This is a genomic window from Rahnella sp. BIGb0236 (genome assembly GCF_004364755.1).
GTDB lineage: Bacteria > Pseudomonadota > Gammaproteobacteria > Enterobacterales > Enterobacteriaceae > Rahnella > Rahnella victoriana.
The window spans coordinates 1-18,651 of record NZ_SOAO01000010.1 but is presented as its reverse complement, the minus strand read 5'-3'; the positions used below and the strand labels follow the sequence as shown (position 1 = coordinate 18,651).

The following is an 18,651-nucleotide window of genomic DNA, read 5'->3' as shown; positions in this document are numbered from 1 at the left end:
TATGGTGCAGATCACATCCTGAACCTTCAGGTGTATTGTGTTTGTTTTTTGGTCTGGTATAACAGGTATAAAGGTATATCGAATTGCCTGAAAACCCAACAACCAAGAGGCGTTTATGACACAGAATCTGCGGGGCGTGATGCCGGCATTGCTCACTCCTTTCAATCAGCAACAACAAGTGGATACCGACAGCCTGCGCCGTCTGGTGCGTTTCAATATTGAACAGGGGATTGATGGCCTGTACGTCGGCGGTTCTACCGGCGAAGCCTTCCTTCAAAGTCCGCAGGAGCGCGAACAGGTGCTGGAAATCGTGGCGGAAGAAGCGAAAGGGAAGGTGACGTTAATCGCGCATGTCGGCGCAATCAGCACCCGTGAAAGTCAGACACTCGCCGCGGCGGCAAACCGTTACGGGTTTGATGCCGTCTCTGCGGTGACGCCGTTCTACTACCCTTTCAGCTTTAATGAACATTGCGATCACTACCGTGCCGTCACGGATGCCGCCGAAGGCTTACCGATGGTGGTTTACAACATTCCGGCACTCAGCGGCGTGAAACTGACGCTGGATCAGATCGACACCCTGATCAAACTGCCCGGCGTGGGCGCGTTGAAACAAACGTCCGGCGACCTGTATGAGATGGAAAAAATCCGCCGCGCGCATCCCGATCTGGTGCTCTACAACGGGTACGACGAAATCTTTGCCTCCGGCCTGCTGGCAGGCGCCGATGGCGGGATCGGCAGTACCTATAACGTCATGGGATGGCGATACATGGCAATTAAAACTGCCGTGCAGGAAGGAGACGTTCAGCGTGCGATGCATCTGCAAAGCGAGTGCAACAAGGTCATCGATCTGCTGATCAAAACGGGTGTCTTCCGCGGGCTGAAAACGATTTTGCATTACATGGATATCGTCGCCGTACCGCTTTGCCGCAAACCTTTTGCGCCGGTGGATGAGCAATACCTGCCTGAGCTTAAAGCACTGGCCGCGCAATTACAGACAGAACGCAGCGCGTTCTGAATCCGGATGCCGGATTGCCCGGCATCAACAATACTCTATCAGTCCTAACCAAGGGCGGATCCCTACTCATCCGCCCCGGGGGTGATTTATGCGTAACAATGCCCGACAGATCTCATGGTTTCGCCATTTGACTAAACCGCAATGGAAAGCATTTTCGGCCGCCTGGATTGGCTACCTTTTAGATGGTTTTGATTTTGTCCTGATCGCCTTAGTACTGACAGAAATTAAAAGCGAGTTCGACCTGACAGGTGTTCAGGCCGCGAGTCTGATTTCTGCGGCGTTTATCTCCCGCTGGTTTGGCGGCTTGCTGCTCGGCGCCATGGGCGACCGGTATGGCAGAAAGCTGGCGATGATCACCAGTATCGTGCTGTTTTCCGTGGGGACGCTGGCCTGCGGTTTTGCCCCCGGTTTCACGGTGATGTTCTTCGCCCGTCTGATTATCGGCATAGGCATGGCGGGGGAGTACGGCTCGAGTGCGACTTACGTCATTGAAAGCTGGCCAAAGCATTTACGTAACAAGGCCAGCGGATTTTTGATTTCCGGCTTCTCGGTGGGTGCCGTGATTGCCGCTCAGGTTTACAGCGTGGTGGTACCGGTCTGGGGCTGGCGCGCACTGTTTTTCATCGGCATCTTACCGATTATTTTCGCCCTGTGGCTGCGTAAAAATATCCCGGAAGCAGAAGACTGGCAGGCGAAATTTGCCCATAAGAAACCGGTCAAAACCATGGTGGATGTTCTTTATCGCGGCAAACATCGCGTCATCAACGTTGGCATGACCGTCGTGGCCGCCACCGCGCTCTATTTCTGTTTTGCCGGAGATGTGGGCAGCGCCGCCGTGATTGCCATTCTGGGGCTGGTATGTGCGGCGATATTCATCAGTTTTATGGTGCAGGGCAGCGGTAAACGCTGGCCGACCGGCGTCACGCTGATGGTCGTTGTCTTCTTTGCTTTCCTCTACTCGTGGCCTATTCAGGCGTTATTACCGACGTACTTAAAAACGGAACTGGCCTATTCCCCGACACTGGTGGCGCATGTGTTGTTCTTCAGCGGATTTGGTGCGGCGGTCGGCTGCTGCGTGGGCGGTTTCCTCGGCGACTGGCTGGGCACGCGCAAAGCGTACGTGTGCAGTTTACTGGCCTCGCAACTGCTGATTATTCCGGTCTTTGCGATCGGCGGCGGAAATATCTGGGTATTGGGATTACTGTTATTCCTGCAACAAATGTTGGGACAGGGCATCTCCGGCATTCTGCCTAAACTGATTGGCGGTTATTTCGATACCGAACAACGTGCGGCAGGGCTGGGCTTTACCTACAACGTCGGCGCGCTGGGCGGGGCACTGGCTCCGGTCATCGGGGTGGCGATTGCCCAGCGTCTGGATCTCGGTACCGCGCTGGCATCCCTGTCCTTCGGGTTGACGTTCGTGGTGATCTTGCTGATCGGTCTGGATATGCCGTCCCGTATTCAGCGTTGGGTACATCCTGACGCCTTGCGCACGCACGATACGATTGATGGCAAACCTTTCAGCGGTGCATTGAAGAAAGCGAAGCCGGAAAATCCGAAAAATGGATTGATCAGAAACTGAATGTAGCAGGGAGTGTTTATGTCATTGCTTGAAAAACTGGATGCGAATATTGCACAAGCGGGCGGACTGATTGTGTCCTGCCAGCCGGTACCCGGCAGCCCGCTGGATAAGCCTGAGATTGTGGCCGCCATGGCGCTGGCTGCGGAGCAGGCCGGTGCCGTGGCGCTGCGCATCGAAGGCATTGAGAATCTCAGGGCGACGCATGCGCGGGTGTCGGTGCCGGTCATCGGCATTATTAAACGTGACCTTAAGGATTCTCCGGTGCGTATCACGCCGTATCTGCAGGATGTGGACGCGCTGGCGCAGGCGGGTGCCAGTATTATTGCTTTCGATGGCACGGACCGGGAACGGCCGGTGCCGGTGGCGGAACTGCTGGCGCGTATCCACCAGCATCATTTGCTGGCCATGGCGGATTGTTCCTCGTTGCAGGACGGGCTGGATTGTCAGCGGCTGGGGGCGGACATTATCGGCACAACGTTATCAGGCTATATCAGCGGGCCGGTGCCGGAAGAACCTGATGTTGCCTTAGTGAAAGTACTCAGTGCTGAAGGATGCCGGGTCATTGCCGAAGGACGCTATAACTCGCCGCACCTGGCGGCGCAGGCGATGCAGCAGGGTGCCTGGGCGGTCACGGTCGGTTCGGCCATTACCCGTCTGGAGCATGTTTGTCAGTGGTTCCGGGATGAGATCGTGAAGGTCGCCAAATGACGACGCTGGTCATCGATATCGGCGGCACCAAACTGGCGGCGGCGCTGGCAGACAGCGCCTCAAATCTCACCGGCCGCCGTGAAATCCCGACACCCGCCAGCCGCACGCCACAAGCCTTGCAGGCGGCGCTGGCAACACTCGTCGCGCCGCTGGTCTCTCAGGCGCAACGGGTGGCGGTGGCCTCAACCGGCATAATTAAACAGGGCGTTCTGACGGCACTAAATCCGGATAATCTCGGAGGCCTTAGCCATTTTCCATTGGTGGATGTCCTGTCCCGTTTGACGAACCTGCCGTGCATGGCGGTCAATGACGCTCAGGCGGCTGCCTGGGCGGAGTATCACGCACTTTCAGCTGATACGACGGACATGGTGTTTCTCACCGTCTCGACCGGTGTAGGCGGCGGAATGGTCACCGGTGGCAAACTGCTGACCGGCACCGAAGGGCTGGCGGGGCATTTCGGCCATACGCTGGCCGATCCGCACGGTCCGCGCTGCGGTTGTGGCCGGACGGGGTGCGTTGAGGCGATGGCCTCCGGGCGCGGCATTGCCCGCGCCGCAAACGGTGATTTAGCCGGTTGCACGGCGAAACAGATTTTTGCTCATGCGGCGGCGGGGCATCCGCAAGCGGAGGAATTGATCCAGCGTTCAGCCCGTGTGCTGGCACGGTTGATTGCGGATATCAAAGTCGCGACCGATTGTCAGTGCGTGGTATTGGGCGGAAGTGTGGGTCTGGCCGACGGATATTTAGCGCGGGTGAAAGCATGGCTTGAGGAAGAGCCGGAGATTTGTCGCGTGCCGCTTTTCAGGGCGAAACATCAGCATGACGCAGGCTTGCTGGGTGCCGCGTTGCTGGCGCAGAACAGAATGTTGTGACGGTTGCGAAGCATAAAAAAAAGGGTCTGCCATGGCTGGCGGACCCTTTTTTATGAGGCGACGGATCAGACTTCGAGGTAGTTCATGATGCCTTCTGCCGCTTTACGGCCTTCGGCAATTGCGGTCACCACCAGATCGGAACCGCGAACCGCATCGCCACCGGCGAAGATTTTCGGGTTGCTGGTCTGGAAGGCGTTGTCGCTGCCTTCAGGGGCAACGATACGTCCCTGGGTGTCCAGCTCAACGTCATGGGCTGCCAGCCATTCCATTTTGTGAGGGCGGAAACCAAACGCCATCACCACGGCATCGGCTTCCATCACATGTTCGGAACCGGCCACAATTTCGGCACGACGACGCCCGTGAGCATCCGGCGCGCCGAGTTCAGTACGCGCCATACGCACGCCACATACGCGGCCTGAATCGTTCAGTTCGATGCTCAGCGGTTGCAGGTTGAATTTGAAATCCACACCTTCTTCGCGCGCATTCTTCACTTCACGACGCGAGCCCGGCATGTTTTCCTCATCACGACGGTACGCACAGGTCACGTGAGTCGCGCCCTGACGGATTGACGTACGCACGCAGTCCATCGCGGTATCACCACCGCCCAGCACCACGACACGTTTCTTGTCCATCGTCACGTAAGGCTCTTCCTGACTGTCATCGTAACCCATCAGCTGCTTGGTGTTGGCGATCAGGAACGGCAGGGCATCGTACACGCCCGGTGCATCTTCGTTCGCCAGACCACCGCGCATGGACTGATAAGTGCCGACGCCGAGGAACACAGAATCGTATTCCGCCAGCAGCGCATCAATGGTGATGTCTTTGCCAACTTCAGTGTTGAGCTGGAATTCGATACCCATCTCCGTGAAGATTTCGCGACGTTTGGTCATCACCGATTTTTCCAGCTTGAAGGCCGGGATACCGAAAGTCAGCAGGCCGCCGATTTCCGGATGGCGATCGTAAACCACCGCTTTCACACCGTTACGGGTCAGCACATCGGCACACGCCAGACCTGCCGGACCGGCACCGATGATCGCCACACGTTTGCCGGTTGGCTGCACGTGAGACATATCCGGACGCCAGCCCATTTCGATAGCTTTATCGTTGATATAGCGTTCGATGTTACCGATGGTCACTGCGCCGAACTCATCGTTCAGGGTACAGGAACCTTCGCACAGGCGATCCTGCGGGCAAACGCGCCCGCAGACTTCCGGCAGACTGTTGGTCTGGTGCGCGAGGTCGGCGGCTTCCATGATGCGACCTTCGTTCGCCAGCTTCAGCCAGTTCGGAATGTAGTTATGAACCGGACATTTCCATTCGCAGTAAGGGTTACCACAGGACAGACAGCGGTCTGCCTGCGATGCAGCCTGAGTTGCTGAGAACGGCTCGTAAATTTCCACAAACTCAATTTTACGGATCTTCAGCGCTTTTTTCGGCGGATCAACACGCTGTAAGTCGACAAATTGATAAACGTTTTGACTCATCTTAACCTCTTACTGCGCTTGTACCCGCAGCTCAGCTGCGGAACGACTACGGTGACCCAACAATGCTTTGACATCACTGGACTTCGGTTTTACCAGGGCAAATTTAGGCGCCCATTCCGGCCAGTTCGCCAAAATCTCTTCACCACGGGTCGATGCGGTCAACTGTACGTGTTCGATGATCAAACCGCGCAGATGCTCTTCATGGATCGCCAGATCGGCCACTTCCAGGACTTCAACCAGTTCCGGGTTAACACGTTTGCGGAATTCACCGTCTTCATCAAGAACGTAAGCGAAGCCGCCGGTCATGCCTGCGCCGAAGTTGACGCCGGTACGGCCCAGCACACACACAATGCCGCCGGTCATGTATTCACAACCGTTATCGCCGATACCTTCAACAACGGTGATGGCACCGGAGTTACGCACCGCGAAACGTTCACCCGCACGGCCCGCCGCAAACAACTTGCCGCCGGTTGCGCCATACAGACAGGTGTTGCCGATGATGCTGGCTTCGTGGCTGCGGAACGCTGAACCGATTGGCGGACGGATGGCAATACGGCCACCGGCCATGCCTTTGCCGACGTAGTCGTTCGCGTCGCCGGTCAGCATCAGATCAACGCCACCTGCGTTCCAGACGCCGAAGCTCTGGCCTGCGGTGCCGTTGAAGTTAATCCGTACCGGATCCGCTGCCATACCCTGATCACCGTGTTTTTCGGCAATCGCACCGGACAACATGGCACCCACGGAACGGTCCGTGTTGCGGATATCAAAGTAGAACGCTTTGCTCTGCTTAGAATCGATGTGCGGCGCGGCCTGTTCCAGAATGTCTTTGTTCAGCTGACCCTTGTCGAACGCCGGGTTGCTTTCGGTGCAGTACACCGCTTTGCCTTCATGCGGCGTGGCGGTTGCCAGCATCGCAGAAAGATCCAGATTGTTTTGCTTGGCGGTGAAACCGTCCAGCTCGGTCAGCAGATCGGTGCGACCAATCAGATCCACCAGCTGGCTGACGCCCAGCTCGGCCATGATTTCACGGGTTTCCTGCGTGATGAACCTGAAGTAATTCACTACGCGTTCCGGCAGGCCGTGATAATGGTTGCGACGCAGTTTGTCATCCTGAGTTGCCACGCCCGTTGCGCAGTTGTTCAGGTGGCAAATACGCAGGTATTTACAACCCAGCGCCACCATCGGGCCGGTACCGAAGCCGAAGCTTTCTGCGCCCAGAATCGCCGCCTTGATGATGTCGAGGCCAGTTTTCAGGCCGCCATCCACCTGCAAGCGGATCTTGTGACGCAGGCCGTTGGCCACCAGTGCCTGTTGGGTTTCCACCAGTCCCAGTTCCCACGGACAACCGGCGTATTTCACCGAAGACAGCGGGCTTGCGCCGGTGCCGCCGTCGTAGCCAGCGATAGTGATGAGATCTGCATAAGCTTTTGCCACGCCGACCGCGATCGTGCCGACGCCCGGTTCAGACACCAGTTTCACCGAAATCATCGCTTTCGGGTTGACCTGTTTCAGGTCGAAAATCAGCTGCGCCAGATCCTCGATAGAATAAATATCGTGGTGCGGCGGTGGAGAAATCAGGGTCACGCCCGGCACGGAGTAACGCAGTTTCGCGATATACGGCGTCACTTTGTCACCCGGCAACTGGCCGCCTTCGCCTGGTTTTGCACCCTGCGCCACTTTGATCTGAATAACGTCGGCATTCACCAGATACGCCGGTGTGACACCGAAACGACCGGAAGCCACCTGCTTGATACGGGAGACTTTATTGGTGCCGTAACGCGCCGGATCTTCGCCGCCTTCGCCGGAGTTCGAACGTCCGCCGATGCTGTTCATCGCTTCGGCCAGCGACTCATGCGCTTCCGGGCTTAACGCACCGATAGACATCGCGGCGGTATCGAAGCGGGTATACAGCCCTTCCGCCGGTTCAACCTGATCAACAGGGATCGGCTGGCCTTTTGGTGTCACTTTCAGCAGGTCACGCAGTGTGGCGACCGGACGCTCATTAACCAGTCGGGCGTACTTTTTATAATCGTCGTAATCACCGCTGTTCACTGCCGCTTGCAGGGTGGTGACCACGTCCGGGTTATAGGAGTGATATTCGCCGCCGTGGACAAATTTCAGCAGACCGCCCTGATCCAGCGTCTTGCGTTTCAGCCACGCGCGTTTGGACAGGTTCAGCAAATCCTGTTCGAAATCGCTGTAACCGGCACCGCCGATGCGGCTGACCACGCCGTTGAAGCAGGTGTTGCACAGATCCTTCGCCAGACCGACCGCTTCAAACAGTTTGGAACAACGGTAAGAGGCGACGGTTGAAATGCCCATTTTGGACATGATCTTGTACAGGCCTTTATTGATGCCGTTACGGTAGTTCAGCATCACTTCACGGTATTTCTTCTCGATAACCTGAGAGTCGACCAGTTTTGCCAGCGTTTCGTAGGCCAGATACGGGTAAACCGCAGTGGCACCGAAACCAATCAGCACGGCGAAATGGTGCGGGTCACGGGCGCTGGCGGTTTCAACAATGATGTTGGCATCGCAGCGCAGGCTTTTTTCCACCAGACGTAATTGCAGTGCGCCGACGGCCATTGGCGCAGGCAGCGGCAGACGGTTCGGGGCAATATTGCGGTCAGACAGCACCAGCAGAACCGCGCCGTTCCGCACTTTCTGTTCGCCTTCGTCACAGAGTTTCTGGACGAACTGCTCCATATTTTGTTCGGTCGGATCGTAGGTCAGATCCAGCGTTTCAGCGCGATAGTGTTTGCTGTCGAGCGTGGTGAGCTGTTTAAAGTCAGACCACAGCAGGATTGGCGATTTGAAGCTCAGACGGTGAGCCTGACCTTCTGCTTCACAGAACACGTTCATCTCGCGGCCAATGCTGGTCGCCAGAGACATTACGTGGGCTTCACGCAGCGGATCGATTGGCGGGTTGGTGACCTGCGCAAACTGCTGACGGAAGTAGTCATACACGATACGCGGACGGCTGGAGAGCACGGCAAATGGGGTATCGTCGCCCATGGAACCGACGGCTTCCTGACCGTTTTCACCCAGTACGCGGATGATCTGATCGAGTTCTTCGCTGCTGTAGCCGAACTGTTTCTGGAAGGTTTCCAGCAAGGTGTCTTCCAGCTCGCGGCTGCCGACCTGGTCTTCCGGCAGGTCTTCGAACGGCACCAGACGCTGAACGTTTTTCTCCATCCATTGCTTATAAGGATGGCGGCCTTTCAGGTCGTTGTCGGTTTCCGCGGAGTGGTGGATCTTGCCGCTGCGGGTGTCGATCACCATCAGTTCACCCGGTCCGACGCGGCCTTTTTCGACCACTTCGTCCGGCTGATAATCCCAGATCCCGACTTCGGAGGCACAGGTGATCAGCTTATCTTTGGTGATGACATAACGCGCAGGGCGCAGACCGTTACGGTCGAGGTTACAGGCGGCGTAACGACCGTCTGACATCACGATACCGGCCGGGCCATCCCACGGCTCCATGTGCATGGAGTTAAAGTCGAAGAACGCGCGCAGGTCATCGTCCATGTCCGGGTTTTGCTGCCAGGCTGGCGGCACCAGCAAACGCATGGCGCGCAGCAAATCCATCCCGCCCGCCAGAAACAGTTCCAGCATGTTATCCAGCGAGCTGGAGTCCGAACCGGTTTCGTTGACGAAAGGCGACGCGTCCTGCAAATCGGGGATCAGCGGCGTTTTGAATTTATACGCACGGGCACGCGCCCACTGGCGGTTACCGGTGATGGTGTTGATTTCACCGTTGTGCGCCAGATAGCGGAAAGGCTGAGCCAGTTGCCAGCGCGGCACGGTGTTGGTCGAGAAACGCTGGTGGAACAGGCAGATGGCCGATTCCAGACGCAGGTCGGCCAGATCTAAATAGAAGCGTGGCAGATCCGCAGGCATACACAGGCCTTTGTAGATCGTGACCACGTTGGAGAAACTGCACACATAGAAGTCTTTATCCTGAATGCGTTTCTCAATGCGGCGGCGCGCCATATACAGGCGACGCTCCATGTCACGCGGACGCCAGCCGGCAGGCGCGTTGACAAAAATTTGTTCGATACGAGGCAGGGAGGAAAGCGCGATTTCACCGAGTACGTCCGGATTGGTCGGAACGTCACGCCAGCCCACCACGGACAGCGTCTCGTTTTGCAATTCTTCTTCTACAATGCGGCGGCTCGCCTCAGCTTCTTTTTCATCTTTGCTGAGGAACAGCATGCCCACGGCGTAGTTTTTCGCCAGACGCCAGCCACGTTCTTCGGCAATCATGCGGAAGAAGCGGTCAGGTTTCTGTAAATGAAGGCCACAGCCGTCGCCGGTCTTGCCGTCAGCAAGGATCGCGCCACGGTGTTGCATGCGGGCCAGTGCGTGAATTGCAGTACGCACGACCTTATGGCTAGGTTCGCCTTCTATATGGGCGATCAGGCCGAAACCACAGTTGTCCCTCTCTTGGGATTTATCGTACAACATAACGTGAACCTCCCCAGGCTCTGCGAGACTCTCACACCAACCGCGAGCGGTCTTATAGACGGAGGTTTGTCCGCAATTTCGCGCACTCTTGCGGTGCGTTGATTGCCCGGGCATCTCCGTCAAAGGCCTCTCGTGATGGTTCTCACAAGTGGTGGTTGACTTGTTTTAATGAGGGAGTCTTCAATTACTGCATAAATATGACGAGTTGCTCACCCGTCGAGATTGCTTCCAGCGGACTCCCAACTTAGCGAGAAAGCACAGACAGGTCAAATGGCGATTTAAGTTATATTAAAAGTGATATAAAGGACTTTAATTATTTGAAATATATATGAATTATGGCGTTTTTATTGGCATATTTTCGATGGGGTCATGCGCATAAAGTGTGAGCTGACTCACTATGGGGAAAGCGTAAGATCTCCGCACCGTGCTGGCAGGGGCGTAATTACCAGTATTTTATACTGGAAAACACTGTGCACATGCGGTTTGTCACTGTTTTTAACCTGACCGTAATAATGTGTCAGACTGGTGTTTGTAATAAGAATTATTCATACAGGCACGAATGACTTTATTTGCAGTAATAATGAATAGTTATGCCTGCGCGAAATGCGCCGAGAGGGAAGGTATTCGGAGGATAAAAGGAAAAAATGTTAGCCGGACGGCAGTTGGCAACGCGGTCAGCCTGATAAAGCCGGCCGATATTAATAATATCCCCGCCGATAATAGTCAATAACTCTGCCCTTATTTCCTGCATTGCACCATGACAAGCCCCTGCAAGGTGCATCTCACAAACTTCATGGGCAATCTCTACCCCGCCATCACGCCGGGGAGGTTTTGCGGTATGATTCAGATGACTTCGTTTTAAGGGAACCGTTATGAAGCAAATCCGGGTTTTAGCGCAGTATTATGTCGATCTGATGGTCAAGCTGGGGCTGGTGAGATTCTCGCTGCTGCTGGCGTCTGCGCTGGTGGTGCTGGCGATGATTGTCCAGATGGCGGTCACCATGCTCCTGCGCGGGCAGGTGGAAAGTATCGACGTCGTTCGTTCTATCTTCTTTGGTTTGCTGATCACACCCTGGGCGGTTTACTTCCTGTCAGTGGTGGTGGAGCAGTTAGAAGAGTCACGCCAGCGTTTAGCCCGTCTGGTCGATAAACTGGAAGAAATGCGCCACCGCGATCTCGAACTGAATCAGCAACTCAAAGACAACATTACCCAGCTGAATCAGGAAATCGCCGACCGAGTGAAAGCGGAAGAAGCGCGTCTGGCGGTGGTCGATAAGCTGAAACTCGAAATGCAGCACCGCGAGCAGGCGCAGATCGAACTGAGTCAGCAATCTGCATTATTACGCTCTTTCCTCGATGCCTCACCGGACCTGGTGTATTACCGAAACGAAGACAAAGAATTCTCCGGTTGTAACCGGGCGATGGAACTGCTGACCGGCAAAAGCGAAAAGCAGCTGATCGGCCTGACCCCGGACGATGTCTACACTCCGGACATCGCCGAGAAAGTGGTGGAAACCGACGAGAAGGTGTTCCGTCACAACGTGTCCCTGACCTACGAACAATGGCTGGTTTATCCCGACGGGCGTAAAGCCTGCTTCGAATTGCGTAAAGTGCCGTTCTACGACCGTATCGGTAAACGACACGGACTGATGGGCTTCGGACGCGATATTACCGAGCGTAAGCGTTATCAGGACGCGTTAGAGAACGCCAGCCGTGAGAAGACCACGTTTATTTCTACGATCAGCCACGAGCTGCGTACGCCGCTTAACGGCATTGTCGGCCTGAGCCGCATTCTGCTCGATACCGAGCTGGACAAAGAACAGCACAGCTATCTGAAAACGATCCACGTCAGCGCCATCACCCTCGGCAATATCTTCAACGACATTATTGAAATGGATAAAATTGAGCGCCGTAAAGTGCAGCTCGATAACCAGCCTGTCGATTTCACCGAATTCCTGACCGACCTTGAAAACCTCTCCGGCCTGCTGGCGCAGCCGAAAGGGCTGAAATTTATCATGGAGCCGGATCTGCCGTTGCCACGCAGCATTACGACAGACGGCACGCGCCTGCGGCAGATTTTATGGAACCTGATCGGCAACGCCGTCAAATTCACCCGCGAAGGGGAAATTGTGCTGAGCGTGCATTATGAGCCGAACGATATGCTGCGGTTTGTGGTGCGCGACTCTGGTCTCGGCATTCCGCAGGATGAGCAGGACAAAATCTTTGCCATGTATTATCAGGTGAAAGATCAGAACGGCGGCAAACCGGCGACCGGTACGGGCATCGGGCTGGCGGTGTCAAAACGTCTGGCGCAGGCGATGGGCGGCGATATTTCCGTTAGCAGCGTGCCGGGTCAGGGTTCCTGCTTTACGCTTACCGTACGGGCGCCAACGCTGGATGCGCCGGCTGCACTGACTGATGACGACGATGATATGCCGTTACCGGCGCTGCACGTGCTGCTGGTGGAAGATATCGAGCTGAACGTCATTGTGGCGCGTTCGGTGCTGGAGAAGTTGGGTAACAGCGTGGAGGTGGCAATGAACGGCCATGATGCGCTGGAGATGTTTGATCCCGACGAATTCGATCTGGTCCTGCTGGATATCCAGTTGCCGGACATGACCGGGCTGGATATCGCCCGTAAGCTGCGCACCGATTACGCCGGACAGCATCTGCCGCCATTGATTGCCCTTACTGCCAACGTGCTGAAAGACAAAAAAGAGTATCTCGATGCCGGAATGGACGATGTGCTGAGCAAGCCGCTGTCTGTTTCTGCGCTGACCGCGATGATCCAACAATTCTGGGATCATCAGCCAGACGTTCGTGAACCGGAACTGGAGCCCGTAGTGATGAAAGACAGTGAATCGTTGCTTGATACCGCCATGCTTGAGCAGTACATCGACCTGGTTGGCGCGAAACTGATTTATCAGAGTGCAGATATGTTTGAAAAAATGATGCCGGGCTATCTGGCCGTTCTCGATTCCAACATGACGGCGCGCGATCAGAAAGGCATTGCCGAAGAAGGTCACAAAATCAAAGGGGCAGCGGGTTCGGTTGGCCTGAAACATTTGCAGCAACTGGCCCAGCAGATCCAGACGCCGACATTGCCAGCCTGGTGGGATAACGTGCAGGAATGGATTGATGAGCTGAAGGCAGAATGGCGCAATGACATTCAGGTGTTACGCGACTGGACGGCAAACGCTGAAAAAAAATAACCCCAGCCGAGGCCGGGGTGCGCGAATACTGCGCCAACACCAGGGAAAGAGGTAACCCACGATAGTTTTTAGGGTTCGGTTTTCGCAGGTCTTGGAATTCAGTCTTAAAGTCTAATACATCCTGTAGCAATCAACATAACAAATATAAGCAGAACTGTTACAACATTCATTAAAAACTGTGATGTAGATTAGTCTTTGTCTATACAAAACATCAAGCCTTTATCGCAGGATTTTTGACAGAATACAAATGAAGCATGCTGATGTTGTATTGGTCACATGCAATTTTACTTATGGAAGTGAACAATCACAGGCTGTTTTACCGCTGATTTTGCGACATATCCGGCTATGAAACCGGTTGTATAAAACCCAAAATCACTGGCAAGTCTCTGTAATGCATCGTATAAGTCTTTTTTTTGACGACGGGAGAATACCGGAGCCAAAAAAGAGGTGAATTTTATTTCAAATGAAAAAATTTCACTTAGGGTGGTGTGTTTTTTGTCCGACAAAAAGACGTACACCCTGCTGATTTTTTACGGTTTACAGGTAGCAGATTTGACTTAGTCAGGTCGCTCATTGCGGAATAACCGGCGAGAATTTATTCATTTCCGCAGTAACGAAGCATAAGCGTGGTTAATGTATTTTTTGTTGATTTGTTCACAAGGATTTTACTTTTTTGGCGAAAAAAGCATCTTATTGAAAAAAATGATAATTTTAGGCTGAGTGTTGGAACCCGTTGATGGAAATGATCAAATCAGAATTTTCTTTCCCAAATGTAAGTAAAAGTTTCATCATTATTGCCTGATTGTTAGCAATCTTGCGAAGCATTTCGCTAGCCTGATTTTACAGGTTCTTCATGAGAATGATTAGATGGTCAGATGTGTTGTGGAAAGGGGCAAATGAATAAAATTACCCGAAAAGGGCTGCTGCGTACGCCGCTGTTATGGATCAAACGCGCATTAATACTGTTACTCTGCTTATGGGTAGGAGGCATTCTTCTTTTTTCTTTTTTACCCGTGCCTTTCTCTGCGGTGATGGTGGAACGCCAGGTTTCAGCATGGCTGACCGGCGATTTTGGCTACGTGGCTCATTCAGACTGGGTGCCGATGAGTGAGATTTCCTCACCGATGGCGCTGGCGGTAATGGCGGCAGAAGATCAGAAATTCCCTGAGCACTGGGGATTTGACGTTGCAGCCATTCAGTCTGTATTGGATAAAGACGGCGGAAAAATGCGCGGAGCGTCAACGCTGTCTCAGCAAACGGCTAAAAACCTGTTCCTGTGGGACGGGCGCAGTTGGGTGAGAAAAGGGCTGGAAGCCGGGCTGACCGTGGGGATTGAAACCGTCTGGACGAAACGTCGCATCCTGACGGTATACCTGAACATCGTAGAATTTGGTGACGGCGTGTTTGGCGTCGAGCAGGCTGCGCAGCATTTCTTTCATAAACCAGCCAGCCGCCTGACTGCGTCTCAGGCCGCGTTACTGGCCGCAGTGTTGCCGAATCCGCATCTGTTCAAAGTGAACGCCCCCTCGGCGTACGTGTTGCGTCGGCAGCAATGGATCCTGCGTCAGATGAGCCAGCTCGGCGGCGAATCCTTCCTGCGCGAGCATAAACTGCATTAGAGCGGGGGATGTTTACAGTAAAAAAAAGGACAGCCTGAGGGCTGTCCAATCGTTTAAGGTCACCTGACCGATCCAAAAGCTGGAGTAAAAAGGGTCATGCGGAAGATGAACCTTTTACATAGACTTTTACTTTATTGCCCGTGCATACTGTTTAGTCAGTTCCGCCCAGCGGGTTAAACAACGCCAGCAATGTGAAACGTTAATAACCCTTTTTATGGGTATTTGCATTCATCATTGGATTTATTCGTATCGTTTTCATCTATTGGTGCTGGATATTTTTTAATATATGTCATTGCGATGGATTTAGCTTTTTTAATTTCGTCTTCAGCGAGGTTTTTTATAACTACAGCTTGCATCTGTTTAGCCTTTTTTGAGCCGTTTTCTGCCGCTACTGCATACCAGGCGTAAGACTGCAGATAGTTCTTTGGAAACCCGGAGTTCTCTCCCATATATATAGCTCCTAAATTTTCCTGAGCAACTACATATCCCTGACAGGCAGATGATTCCAAAATTTTCATTGCTTCGTTTATATTCAATGGAATATCTCCAAGCCCTTGTCCATAAAATAATGCAAGTGAGTTTTTTGCCCTCATGGAACCTAAGGCCAAAGCTTTCTTTAGCCATATTTCTGCCTGAGAATAATCTTTTGGCACACCAAGACCATAAAAATAAAATTGCCCTATATTGAATATGGCAATAGTATCTCCACTTTCTGATGCTTTCATAAACCACTGTCGGGAATTATTATAATCCACAGGGACTCCCGTCCCCAATAAGTACAACATTCCAAGATTGACTTGTGCCTTTACTACACCTTGCGTGGCTGACTTTTGATACCATTCACTTGCTTTCTTTAAATCCTGAGTAACTCCTCTTCCATATCGATAAGCCACACCTATATTATACTGAGCCGGTGCATATCCTTGCTGTGCTGATTTGTTATACCAATATGCAGCCTGCTTGTAATCTTTTTGCGTTTCATATAAAAAACCGAGTTCAGATTGTGCAACCATATCCCCTTTTTCTGCTGCATTTTGGAGAGTGATTTTATTATCCCCTCTCAATTTTTCAGAGTTAACGTCATTGGAGGATTGAAACCCTCCCCATGATAAAAGTAATAATGTCACACCTAATGATATTATTAGGCTAAAAAATATGATGATTATCTTTTTATTCATTTTCATATCCATATTTATATTATTGTTTTTGACTATAGGAGGATAGCGCATCGATTAAATAATCAGATACTTTCCCTTGAAAGCTAGTGGATCCTTTATTTATAAAACCTTTCGCACACGTTAGCATTAGATTTTTAGGGTCTCTTTCACCTTCAGTTATTGCCGTTTCCGCAGTATTTTCGATACATGCAGCCCCTTTTTCTGCAAGAGGAATTACTCCCATTCCAATACCTGCCATCCCAATAATTGGTGCTCCAATCGCTATTCCCTGCACATACTCTCCAAGGGGGCTATATACATTATGCATTTTCTCAGCATTATGTATTACTTGTTCGGCATCTTCTTGTGGTAAGTAAGATGCAGCTGTCTCAATACTTCGGCAATAATCTCCAAACCCGCTGCCAAATCCATCTATGCTTTCTAATCCCAGCGGATCCACTTTTGAAACAGGATTCAACGGATAAGCATAAACATTCCATCCCCCAACAACCCAATCGGGTCCTGCGTGATATACCTGCCCAGCGTCGGGTCGTAATAGCGGTGGCGGTTGTAGCCCTGATTCTTCATCCTAATGCTGCCCCTGCATGCGGATGGGCTGGTACATGCGCAGCGGGTTGCTGCCGTCCACCTGATTGTCCCCTGTAAACCTGGTTAGTCACTTATATCAAAGGTGAGTTTAATTGGAGTTTACTCCAACATCTAATCTCAGGGAGTCCTTTGTTTTGGTTACTGGACTTATATAACCACCCATATCAACTAAAAAACTCAACATTTTGAAACCATTGCCATCGCCTTTATTTTGATAACCAAATTCCTCGGCAAGAGTATATTTTTCATACTCTGATATATACGTAATTTTCACATAAGCATCATCATTGGACAGGCTATATAATACCTTTGATTTTTTGTAAAGCCCTAGACTTTCAATTTTGTCTTGCATAATTAGATTGAACTTATCTTCTGACATGGCTTTTTTAAAACCATCAGATGTTTGATTGTACATCTCTTTGAAATCATGGTTGTTATATTGATTTTGAAATATATCTATTTTTTCTTGTACTTCATCCATGCTACTGCCTTTACTATCGCAACCAGATAGCACTAAACATAAGATGGTTAACATTACGTATTTTAGCACCGGACTAGTATTTTTCATTTATATATCCATTCAATGAGGCAATGTGAGGATTGATTACATGTGATTTTACCAACAAATGCGCCAACGCCTGGGCCGACACCTATTGACTCAGAATTATTTCCTGAACTATCTTGTGTCGCTGTTACTGTTAACTTACCTAAATAACCACCTCCAGCAGTATAACCTTCCGACGTAGTTTCTCCTGATGACACCCCACTTGCAGACATTGTTCCTGTTATAGCACCCCCAGCGGCCAGGCCAATTCCTTCAGCATTACAAATCGTATGATATCCACAAATATCATAATCAATGGATGGTGCGGAACTCCCACCCAAAGAAGCACCATAAGAATCACTTGCTCCAGTAAATGCGCTTAGGGCATATCCAATATCTACAGAAATAGAGCGCATCATTGGTTTAATTGGTGGTTGTGAATCAATAGGTTTAATTCCAGGAGTGCCTAAATTCGCGAAGTTTCCCCAACTGGTTAATCCCAGCGGGTTAACCCAATACATTGGATTGTTCATAGCATAATCGTATGGATTCCATCCCCCTAACACCCCAATCGGGTCCTGCGTGATATACCTGCCCAGCGTCGGGTCGTAATAGCGGTGGCGGTTGTAGTGCAGCCCTGACACCTCATCATAATGCTGACCCTGCATGCGGGTGGGCTGGTACATGCGCAGCGGGTTGCTACCGTCCACCTGATTGCCCCACGGGTCAAACTCTGCCGCCAAATATTATTGCTATATTTCATTGTGATGCGTGAGTACCAAACATTGTAAAATATAGATAAGAATAATTAATTGGCTTTTATGTCTACCCTCATAGAGTTTTCTGTTTTAGTTACTGGAACTATTTTCCCACCAGTGTCGACTGTATATTGCAACAACCTGAGGCCGTTGCCATTCTTTTCATCTTTAAATGTAATATTTTCAGCTAGTGTGTATTTTTCATACACGGAAATATATGTTACATTCACAATCACCCCATCCTTTTCTTTGCTAAACAAAATCTTAGAGCTCGTGAACTTTCCCAGGTAATTAAACTTTTCCCTCATAAATTTAACAAACCCTTTTTTGGTTGCTACTTTTTTAAATCCTTCAGAAGCTTGGTCATAAATTAATTCAAACTCCTCGGAATTATATTGATGCTGGATAATGTTTACTTTTTTTTCGACATCACTTAGTTTTTGGGATTTTTTTTCACACCCGTTAATGCTTAACGCAAGCAGAAAAATGATAGTGACATTAATGATAAATTTTTTACTTTTCATTTGATCTCTAATTAAACATACAGGCTGTTGATTGATGGCAAGTAATTGTTCCAACGAATGCCCCTTCGCCGGGACCCAATCCTATGGACGCGGATTTTTT

General features: G+C 51.7%; 12 protein-coding genes and 2 pseudogenes. 6 read left to right on the top strand and 8 right to left on the bottom strand.

Going from position 1 to position 18,651, the window contains the following annotated elements; genetic code table 11:
- The first annotated feature begins 115 nt into the window (after positions 1 to 115).
- The 4 genes from nanA to EDF78_RS18215 all read left to right on the top strand — a co-directional run bounded on the left by nanA (position 116) and on the right by EDF78_RS18215 (position 4,177).
- Positions 116 to 1,015, top strand: coding sequence for an N-acetylneuraminate lyase (gene nanA, locus EDF78_RS18230; protein WP_095924431.1), 900 nt, complete (start codon positions 116 to 118; stop codon positions 1,013 to 1,015).
- A gap of 88 nt (positions 1,016 to 1,103) precedes the next feature.
- Positions 1,104 to 2,597 (top strand): MFS transporter, encoded by a 1,494-nt coding sequence (locus tag EDF78_RS18225; protein WP_133823616.1) that lies wholly within the window; start codon positions 1,104 to 1,106, stop codon positions 2,595 to 2,597.
- 18 nt (positions 2,598 to 2,615) lie between these two features.
- Complete coding sequence (locus tag EDF78_RS18220) at positions 2,616 to 3,305, top strand: N-acetylmannosamine-6-phosphate 2-epimerase (RefSeq protein WP_133823615.1); 690 nt, start codon at positions 2,616 to 2,618, stop codon at positions 3,303 to 3,305.
- On the top strand, positions 3,302 to 4,177 hold the full coding sequence (locus tag EDF78_RS18215; RefSeq protein ID WP_119822422.1) for an N-acetylmannosamine kinase: 876 nt from the start codon (positions 3,302 to 3,304) through the stop codon (positions 4,175 to 4,177). Before EDF78_RS18220 ends, EDF78_RS18215 begins: the two co-directional genes overlap by 4 nt.
- Before the next feature lie 65 nt (positions 4,178 to 4,242).
- On the opposite strand, the gene EDF78_RS18210 is transcribed toward EDF78_RS18215, so the two are convergent.
- Together EDF78_RS18210 and gltB are read right to left on the bottom strand one after the other, a co-directional pair.
- Entirely contained in the window at positions 4,243 to 5,661 is a 1,419-nt protein-coding gene (locus EDF78_RS18210; RefSeq protein ID WP_133823614.1) for a glutamate synthase small subunit, read from the bottom strand.
- 9 nt (positions 5,662 to 5,670) lie between these two features.
- Positions 5,671 to 10,128: a glutamate synthase large subunit gene (gene gltB, locus EDF78_RS18205; protein WP_095924436.1), complete on the bottom strand. Its 4,458-nt coding sequence runs from the start codon at positions 10,126 to 10,128 to the stop codon at positions 5,671 to 5,673.
- A gap of 872 nt (positions 10,129 to 11,000) precedes the next feature.
- Here gltB and arcB point away from each other — a divergent pair.
- Positions 11,001 to 13,340, top strand: coding sequence for an aerobic respiration two-component sensor histidine kinase ArcB (arcB, locus tag EDF78_RS18200; protein WP_095924437.1), 2,340 nt, complete (start codon positions 11,001 to 11,003; stop codon positions 13,338 to 13,340).
- Positions 13,341 to 13,624: 284 nt separating this feature from the next.
- Here arcB and EDF78_RS18195 read toward each other — a convergent pair whose 3' ends face one another.
- Positions 13,625 to 13,846 (bottom strand): hypothetical protein, encoded by a 222-nt coding sequence (locus EDF78_RS18195; protein WP_123902748.1) that lies wholly within the window; start codon positions 13,844 to 13,846, stop codon positions 13,625 to 13,627.
- 390 nt (positions 13,847 to 14,236) lie between these two features.
- On the opposite strand from EDF78_RS18195, the gene mtgA reads away from it, so the two are divergent.
- On the top strand, positions 14,237 to 14,959 hold the full coding sequence (gene mtgA, locus EDF78_RS18190; RefSeq protein WP_095924438.1) for a monofunctional biosynthetic peptidoglycan transglycosylase: 723 nt from the start codon (positions 14,237 to 14,239) through the stop codon (positions 14,957 to 14,959).
- A 212-nt stretch (positions 14,960 to 15,171) separates the two neighbouring features.
- Here the strand turns inward: mtgA and EDF78_RS18185 are convergent, their stop codons facing one another.
- From EDF78_RS18185 to EDF78_RS18165, 5 genes and pseudogenes are all read right to left on the bottom strand, one after another.
- Positions 15,172 to 16,137, bottom strand: coding sequence for a tetratricopeptide repeat protein (locus tag EDF78_RS18185; protein WP_133823613.1), 966 nt, complete (start codon positions 16,135 to 16,137; stop codon positions 15,172 to 15,174).
- A gap of 418 nt (positions 16,138 to 16,555) precedes the next feature.
- Positions 16,556 to 16,771: pseudogene (locus EDF78_RS26010) on the bottom strand (RHS repeat-associated core domain-containing protein); the annotation flags it as partial.
- A 42-nt stretch (positions 16,772 to 16,813) separates the two neighbouring features.
- Positions 16,814 to 17,206, bottom strand: coding sequence for a DUF3887 domain-containing protein (locus tag EDF78_RS18175; RefSeq protein ID WP_166654473.1), 393 nt, complete (start codon positions 17,204 to 17,206; stop codon positions 16,814 to 16,816).
- 83 nt (positions 17,207 to 17,289) lie between these two features.
- A pseudogene (locus tag EDF78_RS18170) lies at positions 17,290 to 18,009 on the bottom strand (RHS repeat-associated core domain-containing protein); the annotation flags it as partial.
- A gap of 68 nt (positions 18,010 to 18,077) precedes the next feature.
- Positions 18,078 to 18,605: a hypothetical protein gene (locus EDF78_RS18165; protein WP_133823611.1), complete on the bottom strand. Its 528-nt coding sequence runs from the start codon at positions 18,603 to 18,605 to the stop codon at positions 18,078 to 18,080.
- Between the last annotated feature and the right edge of the window lie 46 nt (positions 18,606 to 18,651).